Annotated in this window: 19 protein-coding genes and 1 tRNA gene; 15 read left to right on the top strand and 5 right to left on the bottom strand. The window is 35.2% G+C overall.

Going from position 1 to position 16,762, the window contains the following annotated elements; all coding sequences use genetic code 11:
• Positions 1-17: 17 nt before the first annotated feature.
• Positions 18-302, bottom strand: a complete 285-nt coding sequence (locus tag EOJ36_RS03860) for a hypothetical protein (RefSeq protein WP_127802718.1) — start codon at positions 300-302, stop codon at positions 18-20.
• A 565-nt stretch (positions 303-867) separates the two neighbouring features.
• Between EOJ36_RS03860 and EOJ36_RS03855 the strand changes: the two genes are divergently transcribed.
• The 9 genes from EOJ36_RS03855 to EOJ36_RS03815 all read left to right on the top strand — a co-directional run bounded on the left by EOJ36_RS03855 (position 868) and on the right by EOJ36_RS03815 (position 10,039).
• Positions 868-1,281, top strand: coding sequence for a hypothetical protein (locus EOJ36_RS03855; RefSeq protein WP_127802717.1), 414 nt, complete (start codon positions 868-870; stop codon positions 1,279-1,281).
• Between the two features lie 332 nt (positions 1,282-1,613).
• The gene (locus tag EOJ36_RS03850) at positions 1,614-2,417 is read left to right on the top strand and encodes a hypothetical protein (RefSeq protein WP_127802716.1); all 804 of its coding nucleotides are present in this window, start codon (positions 1,614-1,616) and stop codon (positions 2,415-2,417) included.
• Between the two features lie 105 nt (positions 2,418-2,522).
• The gene (locus tag EOJ36_RS03845) at positions 2,523-3,680 is read left to right on the top strand and encodes an esterase (RefSeq protein WP_127802715.1); all 1,158 of its coding nucleotides are present in this window, start codon (positions 2,523-2,525) and stop codon (positions 3,678-3,680) included.
• Between the two features lie 32 nt (positions 3,681-3,712).
• Complete coding sequence (locus EOJ36_RS03840; protein WP_127802714.1) at positions 3,713-4,861, top strand: esterase; 1,149 nt, start codon at positions 3,713-3,715, stop codon at positions 4,859-4,861.
• A 30-nt stretch (positions 4,862-4,891) separates the two neighbouring features.
• Positions 4,892-6,484 carry a hypothetical protein gene (locus EOJ36_RS03835; protein WP_127802713.1) on the top strand — a complete coding sequence of 531 codons (1,593 nt, stop codon included), beginning with the start codon at positions 4,892-4,894 and terminating at the stop codon, positions 6,482-6,484.
• Positions 6,485-6,511: 27 nt separating this feature from the next.
• Positions 6,512-7,387, top strand: coding sequence for a decaprenyl-phosphate phosphoribosyltransferase (locus tag EOJ36_RS03830; protein WP_127802712.1), 876 nt, complete (start codon positions 6,512-6,514; stop codon positions 7,385-7,387).
• Between the two features lie 2 nt (positions 7,388-7,389).
• The gene (locus EOJ36_RS03825; RefSeq protein WP_127802711.1) at positions 7,390-8,718 is read left to right on the top strand and encodes an FAD-binding oxidoreductase; all 1,329 of its coding nucleotides are present in this window, start codon (positions 7,390-7,392) and stop codon (positions 8,716-8,718) included.
• Entirely contained in the window at positions 8,718-9,449 is a 732-nt protein-coding gene (locus EOJ36_RS03820; RefSeq protein WP_127802710.1) for an SDR family oxidoreductase, read from the top strand. The genes EOJ36_RS03825 and EOJ36_RS03820 overlap by 1 nt, the downstream gene beginning before the upstream one ends.
• The gene (locus EOJ36_RS03815; RefSeq protein WP_127802709.1) at positions 9,446-10,039 is read left to right on the top strand and encodes an HAD-IB family hydrolase; all 594 of its coding nucleotides are present in this window, start codon (positions 9,446-9,448) and stop codon (positions 10,037-10,039) included. Before EOJ36_RS03820 ends, EOJ36_RS03815 begins: the two co-directional genes overlap by 4 nt.
• An 85-nt stretch (positions 10,040-10,124) precedes the next feature.
• Here the strand turns inward: EOJ36_RS03815 and EOJ36_RS03810 are convergent, their stop codons facing one another.
• Positions 10,125-10,604 (bottom strand): YybH family protein, encoded by a 480-nt coding sequence (locus tag EOJ36_RS03810; protein WP_127802708.1) that lies wholly within the window; start codon positions 10,602-10,604, stop codon positions 10,125-10,127.
• 177 nt (positions 10,605-10,781) lie between these two features.
• On the opposite strand from EOJ36_RS03810, the gene EOJ36_RS03805 reads away from it, so the two are divergent.
• The gene (locus tag EOJ36_RS03805; RefSeq protein WP_127802707.1) at positions 10,782-11,399 is read left to right on the top strand and encodes an alpha/beta fold hydrolase; all 618 of its coding nucleotides are present in this window, start codon (positions 10,782-10,784) and stop codon (positions 11,397-11,399) included.
• 8 nt (positions 11,400-11,407) lie between these two features.
• Positions 11,408-11,647 (top strand): alpha/beta fold hydrolase, encoded by a 240-nt coding sequence (locus tag EOJ36_RS03800; protein WP_127802706.1) that lies wholly within the window; start codon positions 11,408-11,410, stop codon positions 11,645-11,647.
• 180 nt (positions 11,648-11,827) lie between these two features.
• Here EOJ36_RS03800 and EOJ36_RS03795 read toward each other — a convergent pair whose 3' ends face one another.
• The 3 genes from EOJ36_RS03795 to EOJ36_RS03785 all read right to left on the bottom strand — a co-directional run bounded on the left by EOJ36_RS03795 (position 11,828) and on the right by EOJ36_RS03785 (position 14,663).
• Complete coding sequence (locus EOJ36_RS03795) at positions 11,828-13,924, bottom strand: xanthine dehydrogenase family protein molybdopterin-binding subunit (RefSeq protein ID WP_127802705.1); 2,097 nt, start codon at positions 13,922-13,924, stop codon at positions 11,828-11,830.
• Entirely contained in the window at positions 13,921-14,418 is a 498-nt protein-coding gene (locus EOJ36_RS03790) for a (2Fe-2S)-binding protein (protein ID WP_127802704.1), read from the bottom strand. The genes EOJ36_RS03795 and EOJ36_RS03790 overlap by 4 nt, the downstream gene beginning before the upstream one ends.
• Positions 14,419-14,585: 167 nt before the next feature.
• Positions 14,586-14,663: transfer RNA gene (locus tag EOJ36_RS03785), tRNA-Val, on the bottom strand.
• Positions 14,664-14,805: 142 nt separating this feature from the next.
• Here EOJ36_RS03785 and EOJ36_RS03780 point away from each other — a divergent pair.
• From EOJ36_RS03780 to EOJ36_RS03765, 4 genes are all read left to right on the top strand, one after another.
• Positions 14,806-15,567: a TerC family protein gene (locus EOJ36_RS03780; protein ID WP_127802703.1), complete on the top strand. Its 762-nt coding sequence runs from the start codon at positions 14,806-14,808 to the stop codon at positions 15,565-15,567.
• A gap of 141 nt (positions 15,568-15,708) precedes the next feature.
• On the top strand, positions 15,709-16,092 hold the full coding sequence (locus tag EOJ36_RS03775; protein WP_127802702.1) for a TraR/DksA family transcriptional regulator: 384 nt from the start codon (positions 15,709-15,711) through the stop codon (positions 16,090-16,092).
• Entirely contained in the window at positions 16,093-16,452 is a 360-nt protein-coding gene (locus EOJ36_RS03770; RefSeq protein WP_127802701.1) for a phage holin family protein, read from the top strand.
• Positions 16,433-16,750: a hypothetical protein gene (locus EOJ36_RS03765; protein WP_127802700.1), complete on the top strand. Its 318-nt coding sequence runs from the start codon at positions 16,433-16,435 to the stop codon at positions 16,748-16,750. Before EOJ36_RS03770 ends, EOJ36_RS03765 begins: the two co-directional genes overlap by 20 nt.
• The last annotated feature ends 12 nt before the right edge of the window (positions 16,751-16,762 follow it).

The raw sequence follows: 16,762 nt of genomic DNA, 5'->3' as shown, positions 1-16,762 counted from the left end.
ACAATTTTTAAAACAAATTAATTGTTATGGCCATCGTTATATCCTTCGCAAAAACATTGTTTTGACATTTTGCCATCATTATCCATCTCCCAAAAATAGTCGCAGTCTGCCACCATATTTCTGTTTGAGGTGCCTTCGTAGTGCCCTTTATCATATGCGTCCATGTCGTAACATTTTTTAGAAGTAGAATCACCTGACGAGCTTGAGGATGATTTTCGTTTGTTTAAGAAAACACCTCCTAAGATTAAAATTCCTACAATAATTAGAATTGTTTTTTTTGATGATTTTTTCTGATTTTCCATAATTTTTTTCGGATTTAAAACTTGATTAAAAAATTTTCTTAAATCTAAATTGTAATAGATGATTGAATTGCAATTTTTAAGTTTAATAGGTAATTAACCTTTTAATCTTAAAATGTTGAAATAAAATGACAGGATTGTAATAAAATTGTTTTTCCGATTTATGGGAGTTTTAACATGAAAATTTAACACAAATAACAAGATGAATATTAATAAACTATTTGAATTCGATAGGACGAATTTTTTTAAATTTTCTCTAAAATTTTCATTAACCTATTTTGTATTATCATTATTTCCTTTTGCTATAATTGATTATGTTATTATTGACGATGATTCGGTATTTATAGGTACATTTCTTATAAATGCATTTATTATTGGTTTGAGCTTTTATTATTATAGGTATATATATGACATAACTTTAACATGGAAAGGATATATTAAGTTAGGTGCATTAATTTCAATTTATTTGTCCATTGGATATACTTTAACCAATATGATTATTGGTGAATTATCTGTTTCTTTAAAGAGTATAACACTTATACCATTAATATTTTATGTGCCATCTTTATTGTCGTCTATTATCCTAGGTATATTTTTCGAAAAATCTCCAATGAACGTAAAAATTAAAAGAATAATTTCAGTTGTTCTTTTTGTGTGGGGTTTATATAAATTAATTCAATCATTAATTGATGGCTCAAGTACAAACAAAACGTCCTACGGTATAGATACAGATGGTGATGGGGTGGAAGATTCATTCGATACCAATAATGATGGAATAGTCGATACAGTTTTTATTGATAAGGATGGTGATGGATTATCTGATTTAGTAGCATTAGATACCAATCATGATGGTTTTATTGATAGAGTAGCTTCAGATATGGATCACGATGGAAAAATTGATACCGTAATTTCTGATGTTAATAATGACGGCAAAGCGGATTCTATCATTAGGGATAATATAAATAATCCACAAAATTCATAAAATGAAGCTATGAAATTAAAATGTCCTAATTGTAGCCAATTCAAGTTTGAAAAGGAAATAAGCTTGTTTGGAATAGGATTGTTTCTTGTTTTTGGCATCCCATTACTTGCCCTTTTAACCCCAGGTGCAAGTAAATACAATGGCGGTTCCGTTTCAGCTTCAGGATTAGGAACTATTTCGTTTATATCAATTATTTTGGGGATTGTTTTAATTATTTATCATTTTTTGTTTCCCTCAAAAACTGTAACATATAAATGTAAAAATTGTGGATTTAAACAAAAATATAAAAAGTAGAATTGATTTTTAACTGTATAATACTCATAAAATAATATATGAAAAAGAGCATATCTAAATTCCTAATTTTCTTTTTTGGAATTGTTTCTCTTTTCTTTTTAGCCTCATGCTCGAAAAAGAGTTTGAATGACGAAGAGAAAAAAGTAGTTGAAAAATTTTTAATTCAAAAATGGGGTGATATCCAATTTACTGTATTTTCTAATGAAACAATTCCGCATGAATTATATTTAACTTTTCATATAGTAGATTCAAAATTAAAATATAAACGAGAAGAAAATTATTTTGCTTCATTTGGTAATAAAAGTTTTTTAAATGAAGGCGATGTAAATCTTTTTTATGATACCAAAGAAAATAGGATTCAAATTGAATTACTAGGTGAAAATGGTGATGTTTTCCAAACTTGCCATATTGATGTGGAAAAGGAAAATTTGATTTCCAAATTAAATGAACAAATAGCTTTAAGAACCGTATTAAATACAGATTTAAATAAAAGATTAAATGATAACTATTCGTATGATGAATGGAGTCTAAAAGGTATATTTAATAGTAAGATTTCTCAAATGAGACAGTCAGAAGATTTGACGACCTTGCACTATTTTCATGTGGATGTCGACCATCAAAAAAAAATCACTCCTTTAACAATTGATGGTCTCACATCAAAATCAGGTAAAGAATTGATTTTTTGGCATTTAACTGAGGTTTACTCTGGGCCGAAACGCGCTCCTAAAATAGAAGATTCATCAGTCGTTTCAGCTGATACTGTTGCAGCAGATACATCTGGTTCTGAAATAAATAATCAACCTGAAAATTTGGAAGAAGAAGATACTGAAGAAGATAAATAGATTTTAAATTTCTTCGTATTTCGTTTAAAGCTAATGAACTAATTTATGAATTAGTCATTGTTTTCATGTATCTTGGTTTTTTAAAATCATACTACCTATTTAAACATGAAAACAAAAACATTTGTAAACAAAATGTATACCCTGGGTATGCTTTTTGTTCTGACTCTTACAGTCACATATTCTTACGCTCAAGAATTGGCAAATTTCAGACGAGCAGTTATCGTTTCACCGGAAATTGGAGAAAAAACAGTCACTTTTAGAATCTCTGCCCCAAAAGCCAAATTGGTTCGTTTGTATGGTTCTTGGATGAAAAGTTATGATTCTTCTACTAATATGTTGAAGGATTCACTGGGAACATGGTCTGTGTCCGTTCCTAAACCTGCTGCAGAATTATATACCTATAATTTTATTGTGGATGGACTTTCTGTTAACGATGCGAATAACATTTTTTTACAGCGTGATGGCGTTCGCTACCTAAGTGTTTTGTTGGTGCCTGGTGAAACTACTGCCAATTATGTGGAGGCCAACCAACGCGGAAATCTGAAAAAAGTTTGGTACGACAGTCCAACCATTGGCACCAATCGACAAATGTACGTTTACACTCCCTATGGCTACGAAACTTCCACGCAAAACTACCCTGTACTTTACTTGTTACATGGTGGCGGAGGCGATGAAGACGCATGGAGCACCATGGGTCGCGCGGTACAAATTTTGGATAATTTAATTGAGAAAAAACAAGCTGTACCCATGATTTGCGTGATGCCAAATGGTAATCCGGGACAGCAAACGGCAAAAACTGCCTTGATGGAAGAAAAAGTGTACGATCGCAATGACCCTAAATTCCAAAATTTATACATCACCAGTATTGTCAAAGACATTATTCCTTATGTAGAGAAAAACTTCCGCGCAATTCCAAATGCAGATAATCGCGCAGTTTCTGGACTTTCTATGGGAGGTGGGCATACGTTTAGCGTGACCAATGAATTCCCAGGAACATTTAATTACATCTGCCCATTGAGTATTGGCTTGCGTAATGTGACTCCAGAAATGGAAGCAAAATTACAAGGTGTAAAAAATGCAGGGTATAAATTGTATTGGTTCGCTTGCGGTAACGAAGATTTTCTATGGGATTTGGCTAAAAGTACGGATGCTTTGTTAACCAAAAACGGATTGCAACATACCTTTTTTGTGACCCCGGGCGGACACACTTGGGCCAATTGGAGAGTTTATCTAAATACTTTTGGAAAACTTCTATTTAAATAATCATCTGTCGAAATTTTAAAAAACGAATTCAAATGAAAAAGAAATATATATTATCTGCCATTTTATTGTTAGTCGGACTTGCCTCTTTCGCGCAAGAATTGGCAAATTTTCAAGCTCCCAAACCTATTATTTCACCAGAAATCAAAGGAAATGAAGTCTCTTTTCGCATTTCTCAACCTTATGCCGACACCGTAAAAGTGTTAGGCTCTTGGATGAGCAAGCCGAGTGAGGCAGTTTTACTGAAAAAAGATAAGTCGGGACTTTGGTCAGCAACTATTGCCAAACCCGCCTCCGAATTATACACCTATAGTTTTATCGTAGATGGCTTATCCGTAAATGATGGCAATAATATTTTAATGCAACGTGATGGAACACGTTATTTGAGTGTGTTGTTGATTCCAGGCGAGGCTACTGCCAATTACTTTGAAGCAGGCAAGCGCGGAAACTTATCTCAGGTTTGGTACGATTCTCCAACGATTGGAGTGAATCGTCGCATGTTTGTGTACACACCTTATGGCTATGAAACAAGTAAGGACAAATATCCTGTTTTGTATTTATTGCACGGTGCTGGTGGCGATGAAGACGCTTGGAGCACAATGGGCAGAACACGTCAAATCATGGATAATTTGATTGAAAAAGGTTTAGCAAAGCCCATGTTGGTAGTGATGCCAAATGGTAATCCGGGTCAACAAGCTGCTAAAACTACTATGCTTCCAGAAAAAACCTACGATAGGGCAGATCCAAAATTTGCTGATTTGTATGTGAATAGTATTGTAAATGATATAGTTCCGTATATCGAGAAAAACTTTAAAGTCATTGCCAATCCAAAATCAAGAGCAATTGCAGGTTTATCGATGGGAGCGGGTCACACCATTCGCGTAACCAATTTGAATCCAGGATTTTTCCAATACATTTGTCCATTGAGCAACGGTATTCGTATGCCAGATGATAAGTCGAAAGCGGAATACAATCAACAATTTCAAGGTTTGAAAAAAGCTGGTTATAAATTGTATTTCTTAGCCTGCGGTGATACGGACTTCTTGATTGAGCCTGCACGCTTATTAGACAAAACTTTGACCGATAATGGCTTAAAGCATACTTTCTTCGTAAATTCGGGTGGACATACCTGGGCCAATTGGCGCATTTATTTAAACAACTTTGCGCCATTGTTGTTTAAATAAGGGTATTTAGTCGAATTAGAAACTAAATGTATGAAATATTTAAGCTTAAAGGGTATTCTCATTATATTACCACTCGTAACCGCTTTGTTGTTAGGGCATTATGTTTTTATAAATTCCCTGTATTATGATGAAATAAATCCTTTGGCTTTTGTTTATAACACGGTACATTTCCCCAATTTAATTCAAATAATTGGGGAAATTTTCTCCTATCACCACGAGCACGTTTTATTTTTTGTAAAAATTGTATTTTTAATAGATTACTTTTTTCATCAAGCAATAGATTTGAAAGAAATAATTTATTTTGGAACGATTTTATTTGCCTATTTTTTATTTCAAATTTATAAGTCGTTAAAGCTGAACCTTAACGAATCCGTTTTACTTTCTCTTCTAGTATTTTTACCCATGTTTTGGGATATGTATTTGAATCCTCTTGCTATTCAAAACATTTTTGTACTCATTTTTGTGATTGGTAGTTTGCAAAAAATGAGAGAAAATAAAATAAATCTTTCGGGTTTGTTAATGGTTTGTGGATTTTTTAGCTCAGCTCAAGGACTACTTTTATTACCAATTTGGTTGTTTTTTGCCTTTCGCAAAAAAGCGAAGCTTTTGCAATTAATTGCCCCAACTGGAATTGCAATTTTATTGTTCATGTTTAAACCATCAGATAATAATGCTCTGAGTACTTCGCCATTAATTGAATTTAGTAATCACCAGAAAATGAAACTTTTGTGGACGTATTTAAGTCCGCCCTTCAATAAAGGCTATCTCATCTTGCAGGTTTTGAGTTTCCTTTTTTTTAGTGTTATTTCATTTAATTTTTGTAAAAATGTATTTAAAGAAAAATTAGATTTTACTTCTGAAAATCACAATGAAGTTATAATTGGTTTGATAGTTTGGAGTGCTGCTTGTATGTTGAGTAGCTTTTTCCTACGGCAAAACATGGAGAATAGATATTACCTCTATTCGGCATTAACGTTTTATCTATTACTCTTGATTTTTTTACGACAAAATGTTGGTGGAATTAAACGATTTACGCCCCTTTTGATACTCCTGGCACTCGTGCATTTTTTCTTTAATTTATACGTATCAATAGTACCACTAAAAAATTTGTATCTCGAAAGGAGATTTAATTATTTAAATTATAAATCAAATTACATGGCTAATTATTTTCCTAATGCTCATTTTAGAGAGAGGGCCAAGCAAATAAAAAATGGTAAAGTGGACCTAGTTAAACCCAAAATTTTTCATATTCCTAGTGGTATAACCGGTGCTATTCCTGAACATTTACAGGTATTTAACGAGTTTATTCCCTTTTCATTTCAAGTTATACAATTTGATCCTAACACAGATTTAAATTTATTGATTAAAAACTTGGAGGTCAAAAAGGAATATACAATTTCGAATACCCCCACTGAACAACTAAAAAAACTCATAGATATTAAAGTAAAAGGGGATTCTTTTCGAGATGTGTATTATGTTAAACTTTCAAATAATAAATTCACTTATTATTTTCAGTTGAAAGAAGAAGCAGATTCAATGCACCAGATTGAAATTTATTCCAACCAAATTCCTTTTGAAACATTTAAAGTTTCTTTTATAAAAGGAAAATTGGCTATAAATTAGTCTTATATTTTCTTTAAGTAATTTTTAATGAAATATTTTCAACTGCTACGGGTAAGTCATTGGGTTAAAAATTTGTTTTTTTTCCTGCCTATATTTTTTGCAGGAGATTTTTTTGGACCTTTACCTTTAGATTTATTTATTGGATTTTTCTTATTTTCTTTTGCTGCCAGTAGCATATATGTAATTAATGATTATCAGGATCGAGTTAAAGATGCGCAGCATCCAGTGAAAAAAAATCGACCTTTTGCAGCAGGGACAATTAATCCAGTTGTGGGTTTAGCCTTGGCAGTGGTTTTATTTCTTGTAGCTTTTGTAGGCGGATTTTTATTAAATAAAATCTTTTTTTTATACCTCTCGTTTTATTTTATATTAAATCTATTTTATTCTTTCGGCGTAAAAAATATTCCCATTATTGATGTGCTAATAATAGCCATTGGCTTTGTTATACGCATTCATGCAGGTGCCGTTTTGGCAAATGTTCCACTTTCAATGTGGCTAATTTTGATGGTCTTTTTATTGGCCTTATTTATGGCATTGGGCAAAAGAAGAGATGATGTTTTATTACAAATGTCATCCGGAATTGAAATGAGAAAGGCAATTGATGGCTACAATAAAGAGTTTTTAAATGTTAGTATAACCATTGTAAGTTCTGTTATTTTAGTATGTTACCTCATGTATTGTATCAGTCCGGAAGTGGTGGCACGACTTAAAACTCAGCATTTATTTTATACAAGTATTTTTGTATTAGTGGGGGTATTGCGCTATTTACAAATTATCTTTGTGCAAAATGATTCTGGGTCTCCTACAAAAATCTTATACAAAGATCGATTTTTACAAATTACACTCCTTCTCTGGATACTGAGTTTTTATTTACTTATCTATAAGAAGGATATTACATTTTAAATATGAAGAAAAGTATCAGTAACTGGGGGAATTACCCAGTGATACAATCAAACGAACAATCCTTTTCTCTAGTAAGTGAATTGGAGGAAAAATTGTCGAAATCCGAGGAAGTTATTGCTCGCGGAATGGGACGTTGTTACGGAGATGCTTCTTTAGCAAAAAATGTATTTTCTACCTTAAAATTTAATCATTTACTAGGTTTCGATTCTTCAACAGGCCTCATTGAACTAGAGGCAGGAATTACCTTGGAATCCATCTTGGATTTTGTTGTACCCCAAGGTTGGTTTTTGCCAGTAACACCCGGAACAAAATATATTACTGTTGGTGGGGCAATTGCTTCAGATGTTCATGGAAAAAACCATCATGTGGAAGGATGCTTTAGCAAGCACGTGCTTGAAATGGATGTGATGATCGCCTCAGGGGAAATTTTGACATGTTCGCCAACTCAGAATTCAGATTTGTTTCATGCCACTGCCGGTGGTATGGGACTAACTGGAATTATTACTCGAGTGAAGTTCCAATTGAAAAAAATTGAAACAGCTTATATCAAGCAAAAAATGATTAAAGCTAAAAATCTGAATGAAATCATCGAACTGTTAGATAAATATAGTTCATATACCTATTCAGTTGCCTGGATTGACTGTCTGAAATCGGGTGAAGGATTTGGTCGAAGCATTTTAATGTTGGGTGAGCATGCTAAAGTGGAAGATTTGCCAGAATCCTTACAAAAATCACCTTTAAAATTGCCTAAAAAGAAATTACTGACACTGCCATTTTACCTGCCATCATTTCTTTTAAACAAATTGACTGTATCTATTTTTAATTTTCTCTATTACAACAAAATGTTCAAACGAGAAATTAATAATGTAATATCCTATGAACCCTTTTTTTATCCCTTAGATGCCATTCAACATTGGAATAGGGGATATGGCAAAAAAGGATTTGTTCAATATCAATTCGTACTTCCACTTGAATCGCGTGAAGGCTTAGTAGAGATCTTAAAGAAAATTTCCAGCAATGGTCATGCATCTTTTTTAGCAGTTTTAAAAATATTTGGTGAAGACGAAAGCCTTATTTCTTTTCCTATGAAAGGTTACACACTGGCCCTTGACCTGCCGGTGCGTAAAAATCTGTTTCCATTTTTAGATGAATTGGATGAATTAGTTTTACAATATAAAGGGCGGATTTATTTATCAAAAGATGCACGCATGCAATCCAAAATGTTTTTTGAAACCTACCCCAATGCACAAAAATTTGTGTCCATATTGGGAAAATACAATCCTTCAAAATTCATTTCACTACAATCTAAACGACTTCAAATTAAATTATAATGGCAACAACTTTAATTTTAGGTGCAAATTCTGATATGGGTAGAGCCTTGGCCAGCAAATATGCTTCCAAAGGGTATGATTTGCTACTGGCTGCCAGAAATCCAAATGATTTAAACTCATTGCAATCCGATGTAAGTATTAGATACAACATAAATTGTACAACAATAGCCTTTGATGCTACAAAACTGGAGAGCCACATAGATTTTTGGAAATCACTTCCTACTGTTCCTGAAACAAGTATCTTGGTTTTTGGATTCATGGAAGAAAATGAAAAAGCAGTGACAGATTCTTCCATCCTCTTAAATACAATTCAAGTAAATTACACAGGAGCTGTATCGATTCTAAATATTATTTCTCGGACTTACAAAGAAAATAAAAAGGGACAAATTGCCGGAATTGCTTCAGTGGCCGGTTTACGAGGAAGGGGTTCTAATTACATTTATGGAAGTGCCAAGGCTGGATTAATTGCTTACCTTTCAGGCTTACGAAACGAGTTGTTCAAATTTGGAGTACAAGTTACTACCGTTTTACCCGGATTTGTGTACACCAAAATGACGGAAAATTTAGATTTGCCTGCAATTCTAACGGCGCAACCCATGGATGTGGCAAATTCGATTTACAATGCCTTAGAAAAAAAGCAAGACATTGTTTATATAAAGTGGTTTTGGAAATGGATCATGTTAATCATTCGATTGATTCCTGAAGGTATTTTCAAGAAACTGAGCCTGTGAAAAAACAAATTGCTTTTTTTGATTTCGACGGAACACTTACCCACAAGGATTCCATGTTTGCCATAGTGAAATATGTATATGGTAATGGGTATTTTTATTGGGGTATGTTTTTACTTTTACCAACTTTAATTGGTTTTAAATTAGGACTTATTGACCGTCAACTTACAAAAGAAAAATATTTACACTTCTTCTTTGCGGGAATGCCTGTTACTACCTTTCAAAATTATTGCGATCAATTTTCAGAGAAAATAATTCCGAAAATGCTCAGGAAAGAAGCCTATGAAAAAATGAAATGGCACCAGAAAGCAGGTCATGAGGTTGTCCTTGTTTCTGCATCTGCAGAAAATTGGTTGAAACCTTGGTGTGTTTCTCAAGACATAAATTGTTTGGCAAGTAAATTGGAAATTATACAAGGAAACATAAGCGGTAATTTAATAGGTAAAAATTGCCATGGAGATGAAAAGGTTTCTCGGATTTTGCAAGAATATAATTTAGACAATTATAAAGAAATTTATGCCTATGGTGACAGCTCGGGCGACAAACCAATGCTGGCTATTGCTAATCAGGCTTTTTATCAAAAATTCAATTAATTTTTAGCCTACAAAAAATCCCAATTTTACCTAAATTGGGATTTAATTTCACTCCGTTTTCTAAATTAATTTATGTGTAAATAAATTATTTGGTTGGTGGGAGCGATGCAGCTGAATCAGAATTCCAAATATCTCTGATTGAAATTAATTTGCCGTCAACATTTTTAAGGATTCCCATGTATTTACCCTTTTCTAAAGATTTTCCATCGGGTAAAAAGTGCTCATAGGTTCCAAAGGTAGTAATCGTATTTTCATCACCAATGGCATCTGTCATGGTAAGATTAGTTGAGCCAATAACTTTAAACGGTTCTACCACACTTCTTTGGATGGCCGCTCTTCCTTCCGTTGATGGAAAATTTGGGTTCATTCTTACAGCATCTTCTGAATACAAATTGGCAAAACCTACAGAGTCTTTATTTTTTACAATTTCTTCAAATTTTACATTCCAAGCTTCTACGGATGCTTTCAATGAATCGGCACTAACAGCTTCTTTTTTTTCTGCGGCTTTCTCGCAAGAGGTAAAAAGAATTGTTCCAAACAATAGGGGTAAGATTAATTTTTTCATAATGATATAAGTTTTAGTTTAATTGTACTTTAAATTTACAGCCTCTAACTTATTTAAAACCTATAAAATATTCTGTTGTTTAATTTTTAAAATGTTCCTTTTTGTGAAAATCGGTACAAAATTCATTTTTAATTTAAATTAGAATTAATCAATTTGATTGATCCTAAAAAAAATATCATGCGAATCAGACTAATCGGATTACTTCTTTTTATTTCTACAATTTCAGTCCTTGCACAAGAGGGCTATTTTATTAAAAGCAAAGACCAAACAGCTATTTTTATTGAAGAAAAAGGAACAGGAACACCTGTTATTTTGCTTTCGGGTGGACCCGGATTAAACCCAGATTATGTGTATCCGATTCATGAGTTTTTAAGTAAAAATTTTCGCTCAATTATCTTGCATCAAAGGGGGACAGGAAAAACCATCATGCCAAAAATTGATTCAACAACACTTTCATTGGAAAAATACATAGAAGATTTGGAAGCCCTGCGAAGTGAGTTAAAATTGAAAAAATTAATTTTAATCGGTCAGTCTTGGGGAGGAATGTTATCTATGGAGTATTGTGCGCAAAATCCAGAAAAAGTAGAAAAACTGGTTTTTGTGGGTTCTGGGAGTCCGAGTATGAAATTTGCCAATTATTTTTCAGACAATATCCAAATGAGACTTCGCCCCGAAGATCTTGCTGAAAAGCCTGGAATGAAGCAAATTTGGCCTGGGTATTTTTTCGATCGTGAAGCTGCGTTAAAGTCAAAGGCTGCAATAGATTTCTCCAAAATTCTGGACAGGCTGGAATAAATAAAATCATGGTAGCCGACTATGCTGCAAAAGAGAAACAACGAATGATAAATTTGAAAAAGTATAAAGGTCCAGCATTTATCATTCAAGGGTATCAAGACCCGGTTGGATTTGCTGCCTATGATATCAAATCCGTTATTCCACAGTCACAGTTTCTATTCATTGAGCAAAGTGGTCATTTTCCTTGGTTGGAAAAAGAGTCAACTCAAAAGCATTTTTATGAAAACCTGATGAAGGCTTTGGAGTAGAAAAAAGATTTATTTATTTTTTGGATTAACTGATGCCCCCAAACGATAGTTTAAAGCATCTTTTAGAAACGGTGCCTTTTGTCCAAAACCCAAAAAAGAAATGCCAAAGAAACAAATAATCAGTATTTTCATAAATTGAATTAAATAAGTAAAAAAAGGTGCATTATCTGCACCTTTTTCTTAAATATCAAATGGTTGACGATATAAGCGTTTTTTTGAAGCGGCGTATATCGCATTGGCCACCGAACCACCCGTTGGTGGTAAGGCCGGTTCTCCTAAACCCGTTGGCGCAATGCCATTGTCCACAAAATGTGCATCTATCGTAGGGATTTCATTTCCGCGAATTAATCGGTAGGAATTAAAATTTGATGGTGATGCCACCCCTTCATTAAAACGCAATTTGGCAAACATCGCATGACCGATGCCATCAATAATAGCACCTTTTACTTGATTTTCAGCACCACTTAAATTCACTACTTCTCCACAGTCCGTTACAGCTGTTATGTGTGTAATTTTCGGTTTTCCATTCACCATTACCGCATCCGCCACTTGCGCTACATAGGATAAATGCGAGTAATACACACTGAATCCTTGAGAAACTCCCGGTTTTTTCTTCCAATTCGATTTTTCAGCTGCTTGTTTGATCACCTCAATAAATCGATCGGGTTCATAAGTAATCTTACCCACTGGATTGCTCTTCACGCGCGCCAACCAATCCAATCGCATCTGAATCGGATCTTTACCCGCTGCTTCTGCAACTTCATCTAAAAAGGCCTGCTCTGCATAGCCTAAGAAATTAGTAATAGGTGCGCGCCAAGGTCCTGTGGTAACCGAAGAAACTTGATTGACCGATTCAATTAATACATTTTCAATGGCTCCTACCGGGAAGTTGTCTTGTCGAGTAGAATTGCCTGCATTTAATCCAACTCCGCGTAAATAAAAGGCAATCATATTTCCAGCAGCATCTAAGCCTGCCTTGAAATGATAGCGAACTGCCGGTCGATAAATACCTCCCATCATATCGTCTTCACGTGTCCACATAACCTTTACGGGTTTTTTGATGAGGCTCGACAATTCTGCTGCTTCTAGCGCATAATCATTGTTTAATCTACGTCCAAATCCACCACCCATTTTACTTAATTCTACTTCAATTTTCTTCTCATCACGATTCAGCAAAGTAGCAACAGCCTTTTGAGCAGACTGAGGCACTTGTGTTGGACCTGCCAATAGCACCGACCCATCCGAACGCACATCCGCAAAAAAGTTCATCGGTTCCATTGGAGAATGGGAAATAAACGGACACTCATAAGTCGCTTCTACGACCTTGGCCGCCTTTGCAATAGCTGCTTTGAAATCCCCATCTTTTCGATTCACCTGTGCATTTTCTGTTACCATTCCCTCATCAAACCACTTTTTATGAGTCGATTCGCTTTCTAAATTTTGTCCATCGTATTTACAAGATACAGCAGCACGTGCTTGCATCACTTGCCAAGTACTTTGGCCTACAATGGCAACTTTATTTTTGAATGATACAACATCAATAATCCCTGGCATTTTTAGGGCATCCGTTGCGTCGAACGATTTCAATGTTGCCCCAAATGGTGGACGAATGATTTGCGCAATCACCATTCCAGGCTTTTCAATATCTAAACCAAAAACTGGCTTCCCCGTAACCACATTTGCGTTATCTACGCCTTTGGTACGTTTTCCGATAATTTTATAGTCCTTTCTATTTTTATAGGTTGGCTCTGTCGGAACAGGTAGGGTAGCTGCCAAAGAAGCTAAAGAACCATAACTCGCTTTTTGGCCAGCAGGTCCTATCACAAAACCGCTTGCCGTTTTACAGGCACTCGGATCCACTTTCCAAGTTTGGGCTGCTGCTTGAATGAACATTTGTCGAGCCGTAGCACCGGCTTTTCGCAAGCGATCCCACGAATGTTTGAGGGCACCGCTACCACCTGTTAATTGTCGATCAAAACGTTGGGTATCCAAATTTGATTGACGCACCTCTACATCTTTCCAATCCACATCCAATTCCTCAGCCACCACAACAGGGAAAGCCGTTTTAATTCCTTGTCCAATTTCTGGATTGGGTGAATAGATAATTACTTTTCCTAGGGATGAAATCTCTAAATACGCATTGAATCGGCCTGCTTCAACCGTTGAAGCGACCATAGCGCCTGCCTTGCCCTCTGCTTTAAACCAATCGAAACCCAAGCAAAAGGCGCTGGTTGCCAAGGCGGTTTGCTGCAAAAATGATCTTCTTGAATTTTTCATGCTTTTGCCGATTTTTTGGTGGAGCTAGTTTTTTTCTTTGCTGCTATTTCAGAAGCCAATTTAACTGCTTCTTGGATTCGGTGGTAAGTGCCACAACGGCAGATATTTCCCGACATCCCATCTATGATTTCTGTCGTGCTTGGTTTCGGATTTTTCTTTAGGAAAGAGGCAGCGGTCATGATTTGTCCCGCTTGGCAATAGCCACATTGCGGAACGTCCAATTGGTCCCAAGCTACCTGCACCGGATGATCGCCTTTTTCGCTTAATCCTTCAATGGTGGTTACATCTGCATTTGCCACAGCAGAAAGAGGTAAAACGCAGGAACGAGTAGCTTCACCATTCACCCAAACGGTGCATGCCCCGCATTGGGCAATTCCACAACCATATTTGGTTCCTTTCAGTGATAAATGATCCCGTAAGGCCCAAAGTAAAGGTGTATTTGGATCGATATCCAAAGACACTTTTTTCTTGTTAATCGTCAATTGAATACTCATCGATTATAGGTTTAATAAAATTAGACATGAACATCAATTTAAAGTTATACTTTTTTTGGAGATAATGTGCCCTGCTTCAGTGGGTTAGGGGATTTTTTATTCCTCAAAATTAAAGGCATAAAAAAAACACCTTCCATTTGAGGTGAAAGGTGTTTTTGTGTTTTGAATGGTGGTCCAACTAGGATTCGAACCTAGGACCCCCTGCTTGTAAGGCAGGTGCTCTGAACCAGCTGAGCTATTAGACCATTCCGTTGAATTGGTCTGCAAAGATGGTAGATTTTTTTGTTTTTTGCAAGAGTTGCTTTTAAAAAAATATAAGTTTTTTTGAAAAATTTGTGCCCCCATTGATTATCTGCTTGAATTCCAACATCTTTGCAAGAAAAAATTATGAGTTCCATTTTTACACTAGACGCCATCGTCTCCTTAATCACTTTAACTTTTCTGGAAATCGTTCTCGGAATAGATAACATAATCTTTATCTCTATAGCATCTTCCAAACTTCCTAAGGAGGAACGAGGTAAAGCTCGTAATATCGGACTTTTCCTGGCCATGGGTTTTCGAATTCTTTTGCTTTTTGGAATATCTTTCCTGATCTCACTTCAAGAACCTTTTCTGCATTTTCATTCAACTTTTATACAAGCTGCCCCGTCTGGACAAGCAGTCATTCTTTTTCTCGGTGGATTATTCCTCATCTACAAGGCCACCAATGAAATCTATGAAAAAATTGAACATGTGGAATCGCCACTAGACCCGATTGAAAAACCAAATGCCACAAAAAAAATGATGAACGTGGTCATTCAAATTGCAGTGATTAACTTGGTGTTCTCTATCGATTCCATTCTGACTGCCATCGGACTTTCCGACCAAATCTTCATCATGATCATCGCCGTTATCCTATCTGCACTCATCATGATGCTTTTCTCTGGCCCCGTTGGCGATTTCGTAAACAATCACCCTTCTTTACAAGTGCTTGGACTTTCTTTCCTCATCATGATCGGATTCATGCTCATCGCTGAGGCTTCTCATAATTCAGAACTTAGCATCCTCGGCAACCACATCGGCGCCATCCCCAAAGGCTATTTGTACTTTGCCATTGCCTTTTCTGTAGGTGTAGAGTTTTTGAATATAAAAATCAGGAAAAGAAGTTGAAAGTGAAAAGTGAAAAGTTTAATTTAGTTTTTAGTTTTAAAATTTAATAAAAAAATAATTTTCCACTTTCCACTTTCCACTTTCCACTAATTAAGTATATTTGTACAGGTTCTATTTACAAAAAATTTACGCTAAAATATTATGGCAGCCGAGGAAAAACAACGTTATTCCGCAGAGGAATTGAAAGAATTTGAGGAAATCATTTTAAAGAAATTAGAGGAAACTAAATCTGAATTAAACTATTTGATGGCAACCATCAGTAAAAAAAATGATTCGGGTACCGATGATACCTCGGGAAATTCAAAAGTTTTAGAAGATGGTGCAGATACAGCTGAAAAAGAAAATTTAAACCAGTTGGCTGGTAGACAACAAAAGTTTGCCCAAAATCTTGAAAAAGCTTTAATGCGTATTAAAAATGGAACGTATGGAGTTTGTATCGAAACAGGTAAATTGATTTCTAAAGATCGCCTTCGCTTAGTTCCTCATACACAACATTCTATTGAGGCTAAATTAAAACAAAAATAAATGGGACTTTTTGACAATAATCGAATAGTTGATTTATTGACAAATTACCTGCGAACCCAATTTGAATTGATCAAATTGGATGTTCAAGAGGCAATTGAAGCCTTTTTGATTAAGGTGGTAAAATTTATTTTCGCCGCCTTTGCCTTGGCCGTTGCCTTTTTGTTTATTTTATTCGCACTCGCATTTGCCATTAACGATTATTTTCAAAGTTCTTACCTTGGATTTTTATTGATGGCCGTTTTAAGTTTATTGGTTGGACTAATTTTATTTTGGTCTTTCCAAAAACAACCGACTTTCAAGACCTCAGAGGAGGCGGAAGAATCTACCAAAGAAATACACTATGAGCCAGAAGCCGAATAGAGAAGAGTTGGAAGCCCAGGCTCAAACTTTTCAGAATGAATTGAATCAATCCATAGAGGACCTTAAAGAAACTGCCAAGGTGCGTGGTACCCAAATTTTAGTTGCTGGTGCTGTTGTGGCAGGTGGTTACTTGCTTTATTCTTTATTGTCTGGCTCCGATAAAAAAGAAAAAAACGAAAAGTCAGAATCCAAAGAAGGCTCTGCCATCGGTTCCGTTCTAACTTCTTATGCCATTGCCATCGCTCTTTCTTTGGCTAAGGATAAGTTGATGGAATACCTAGATAAAGTGGAAAGTTGAAAGTGGAAAGTG

Origin of the sequence: Sandaracinomonas limnophila (assembly GCF_004005965.1) — a bacterium.
Lineage (GTDB): Bacteria > Bacteroidota > Bacteroidia > Cytophagales > Spirosomataceae > Sandaracinomonas > Sandaracinomonas limnophila.
Note: the sequence above shows the minus strand (reverse complement) of the source record. Positions and strands in the feature narration are given on the sequence as shown.

What these genes read in the sequence shown, in the direction of transcription:
- EOJ36_RS03830 (WP_127802712.1), top strand. Translation starts at nt 6,512, where the DNA reads ATGAAATATTTTCAACTGCTACGGGTAAGTCATTGGGTTAAAAATTTG.
- EOJ36_RS03840 (WP_127802714.1), top strand. Translation starts at nt 3,713, where the DNA reads ATGAAAAAGAAATATATATTATCTGCCATTTTATTGTTAGTCGGACTT.
- EOJ36_RS03860 (WP_127802718.1), bottom strand. Translation starts at nt 302, where the DNA reads ATGGAAAATCAGAAAAAATCATCAAAAAAAACAATTCTAATTATTGTA.
- EOJ36_RS03765 (WP_127802700.1), top strand. Translation starts at nt 16,433, where the DNA reads ATGAGCCAGAAGCCGAATAGAGAAGAGTTGGAAGCCCAGGCTCAAACT.
- EOJ36_RS03810 (WP_127802708.1), bottom strand. Translation starts at nt 10,604, where the DNA reads ATGAAAAAATTAATCTTACCCCTATTGTTTGGAACAATTCTTTTTACC.
- EOJ36_RS03795 (WP_127802705.1), bottom strand. Translation starts at nt 13,924, where the DNA reads ATGAAAAATTCAAGAAGATCATTTTTGCAGCAAACCGCCTTGGCAACC.
- EOJ36_RS03825 (WP_127802711.1), top strand. Translation starts at nt 7,390, where the DNA reads ATGAAGAAAAGTATCAGTAACTGGGGGAATTACCCAGTGATACAATCA.
- EOJ36_RS03845 (WP_127802715.1), top strand. Translation starts at nt 2,523, where the DNA reads ATGAAAACAAAAACATTTGTAAACAAAATGTATACCCTGGGTATGCTT.
- EOJ36_RS03775 (WP_127802702.1), top strand. Translation starts at nt 15,709, where the DNA reads ATGGCAGCCGAGGAAAAACAACGTTATTCCGCAGAGGAATTGAAAGAA.
- EOJ36_RS03805 (WP_127802707.1), top strand. Translation starts at nt 10,782, where the DNA reads ATGCGAATCAGACTAATCGGATTACTTCTTTTTATTTCTACAATTTCA.
- EOJ36_RS03835 (WP_127802713.1), top strand. Translation starts at nt 4,892, where the DNA reads ATGAAATATTTAAGCTTAAAGGGTATTCTCATTATATTACCACTCGTA.
- EOJ36_RS03790 (WP_127802704.1), bottom strand. Translation starts at nt 14,418, where the DNA reads ATGAGTATTCAATTGACGATTAACAAGAAAAAAGTGTCTTTGGATATC.
- EOJ36_RS03850 (WP_127802716.1), top strand. Translation starts at nt 1,614, where the DNA reads ATGAAAAAGAGCATATCTAAATTCCTAATTTTCTTTTTTGGAATTGTT.
- EOJ36_RS03780 (WP_127802703.1), top strand. Translation starts at nt 14,806, where the DNA reads ATGAGTTCCATTTTTACACTAGACGCCATCGTCTCCTTAATCACTTTA.
- EOJ36_RS03770 (WP_127802701.1), top strand. Translation starts at nt 16,093, where the DNA reads ATGGGACTTTTTGACAATAATCGAATAGTTGATTTATTGACAAATTAC.
- EOJ36_RS03820 (WP_127802710.1), top strand. Translation starts at nt 8,718, where the DNA reads ATGGCAACAACTTTAATTTTAGGTGCAAATTCTGATATGGGTAGAGCC.
- EOJ36_RS03800 (WP_127802706.1), top strand. Translation starts at nt 11,408, where the DNA reads ATGGTAGCCGACTATGCTGCAAAAGAGAAACAACGAATGATAAATTTG.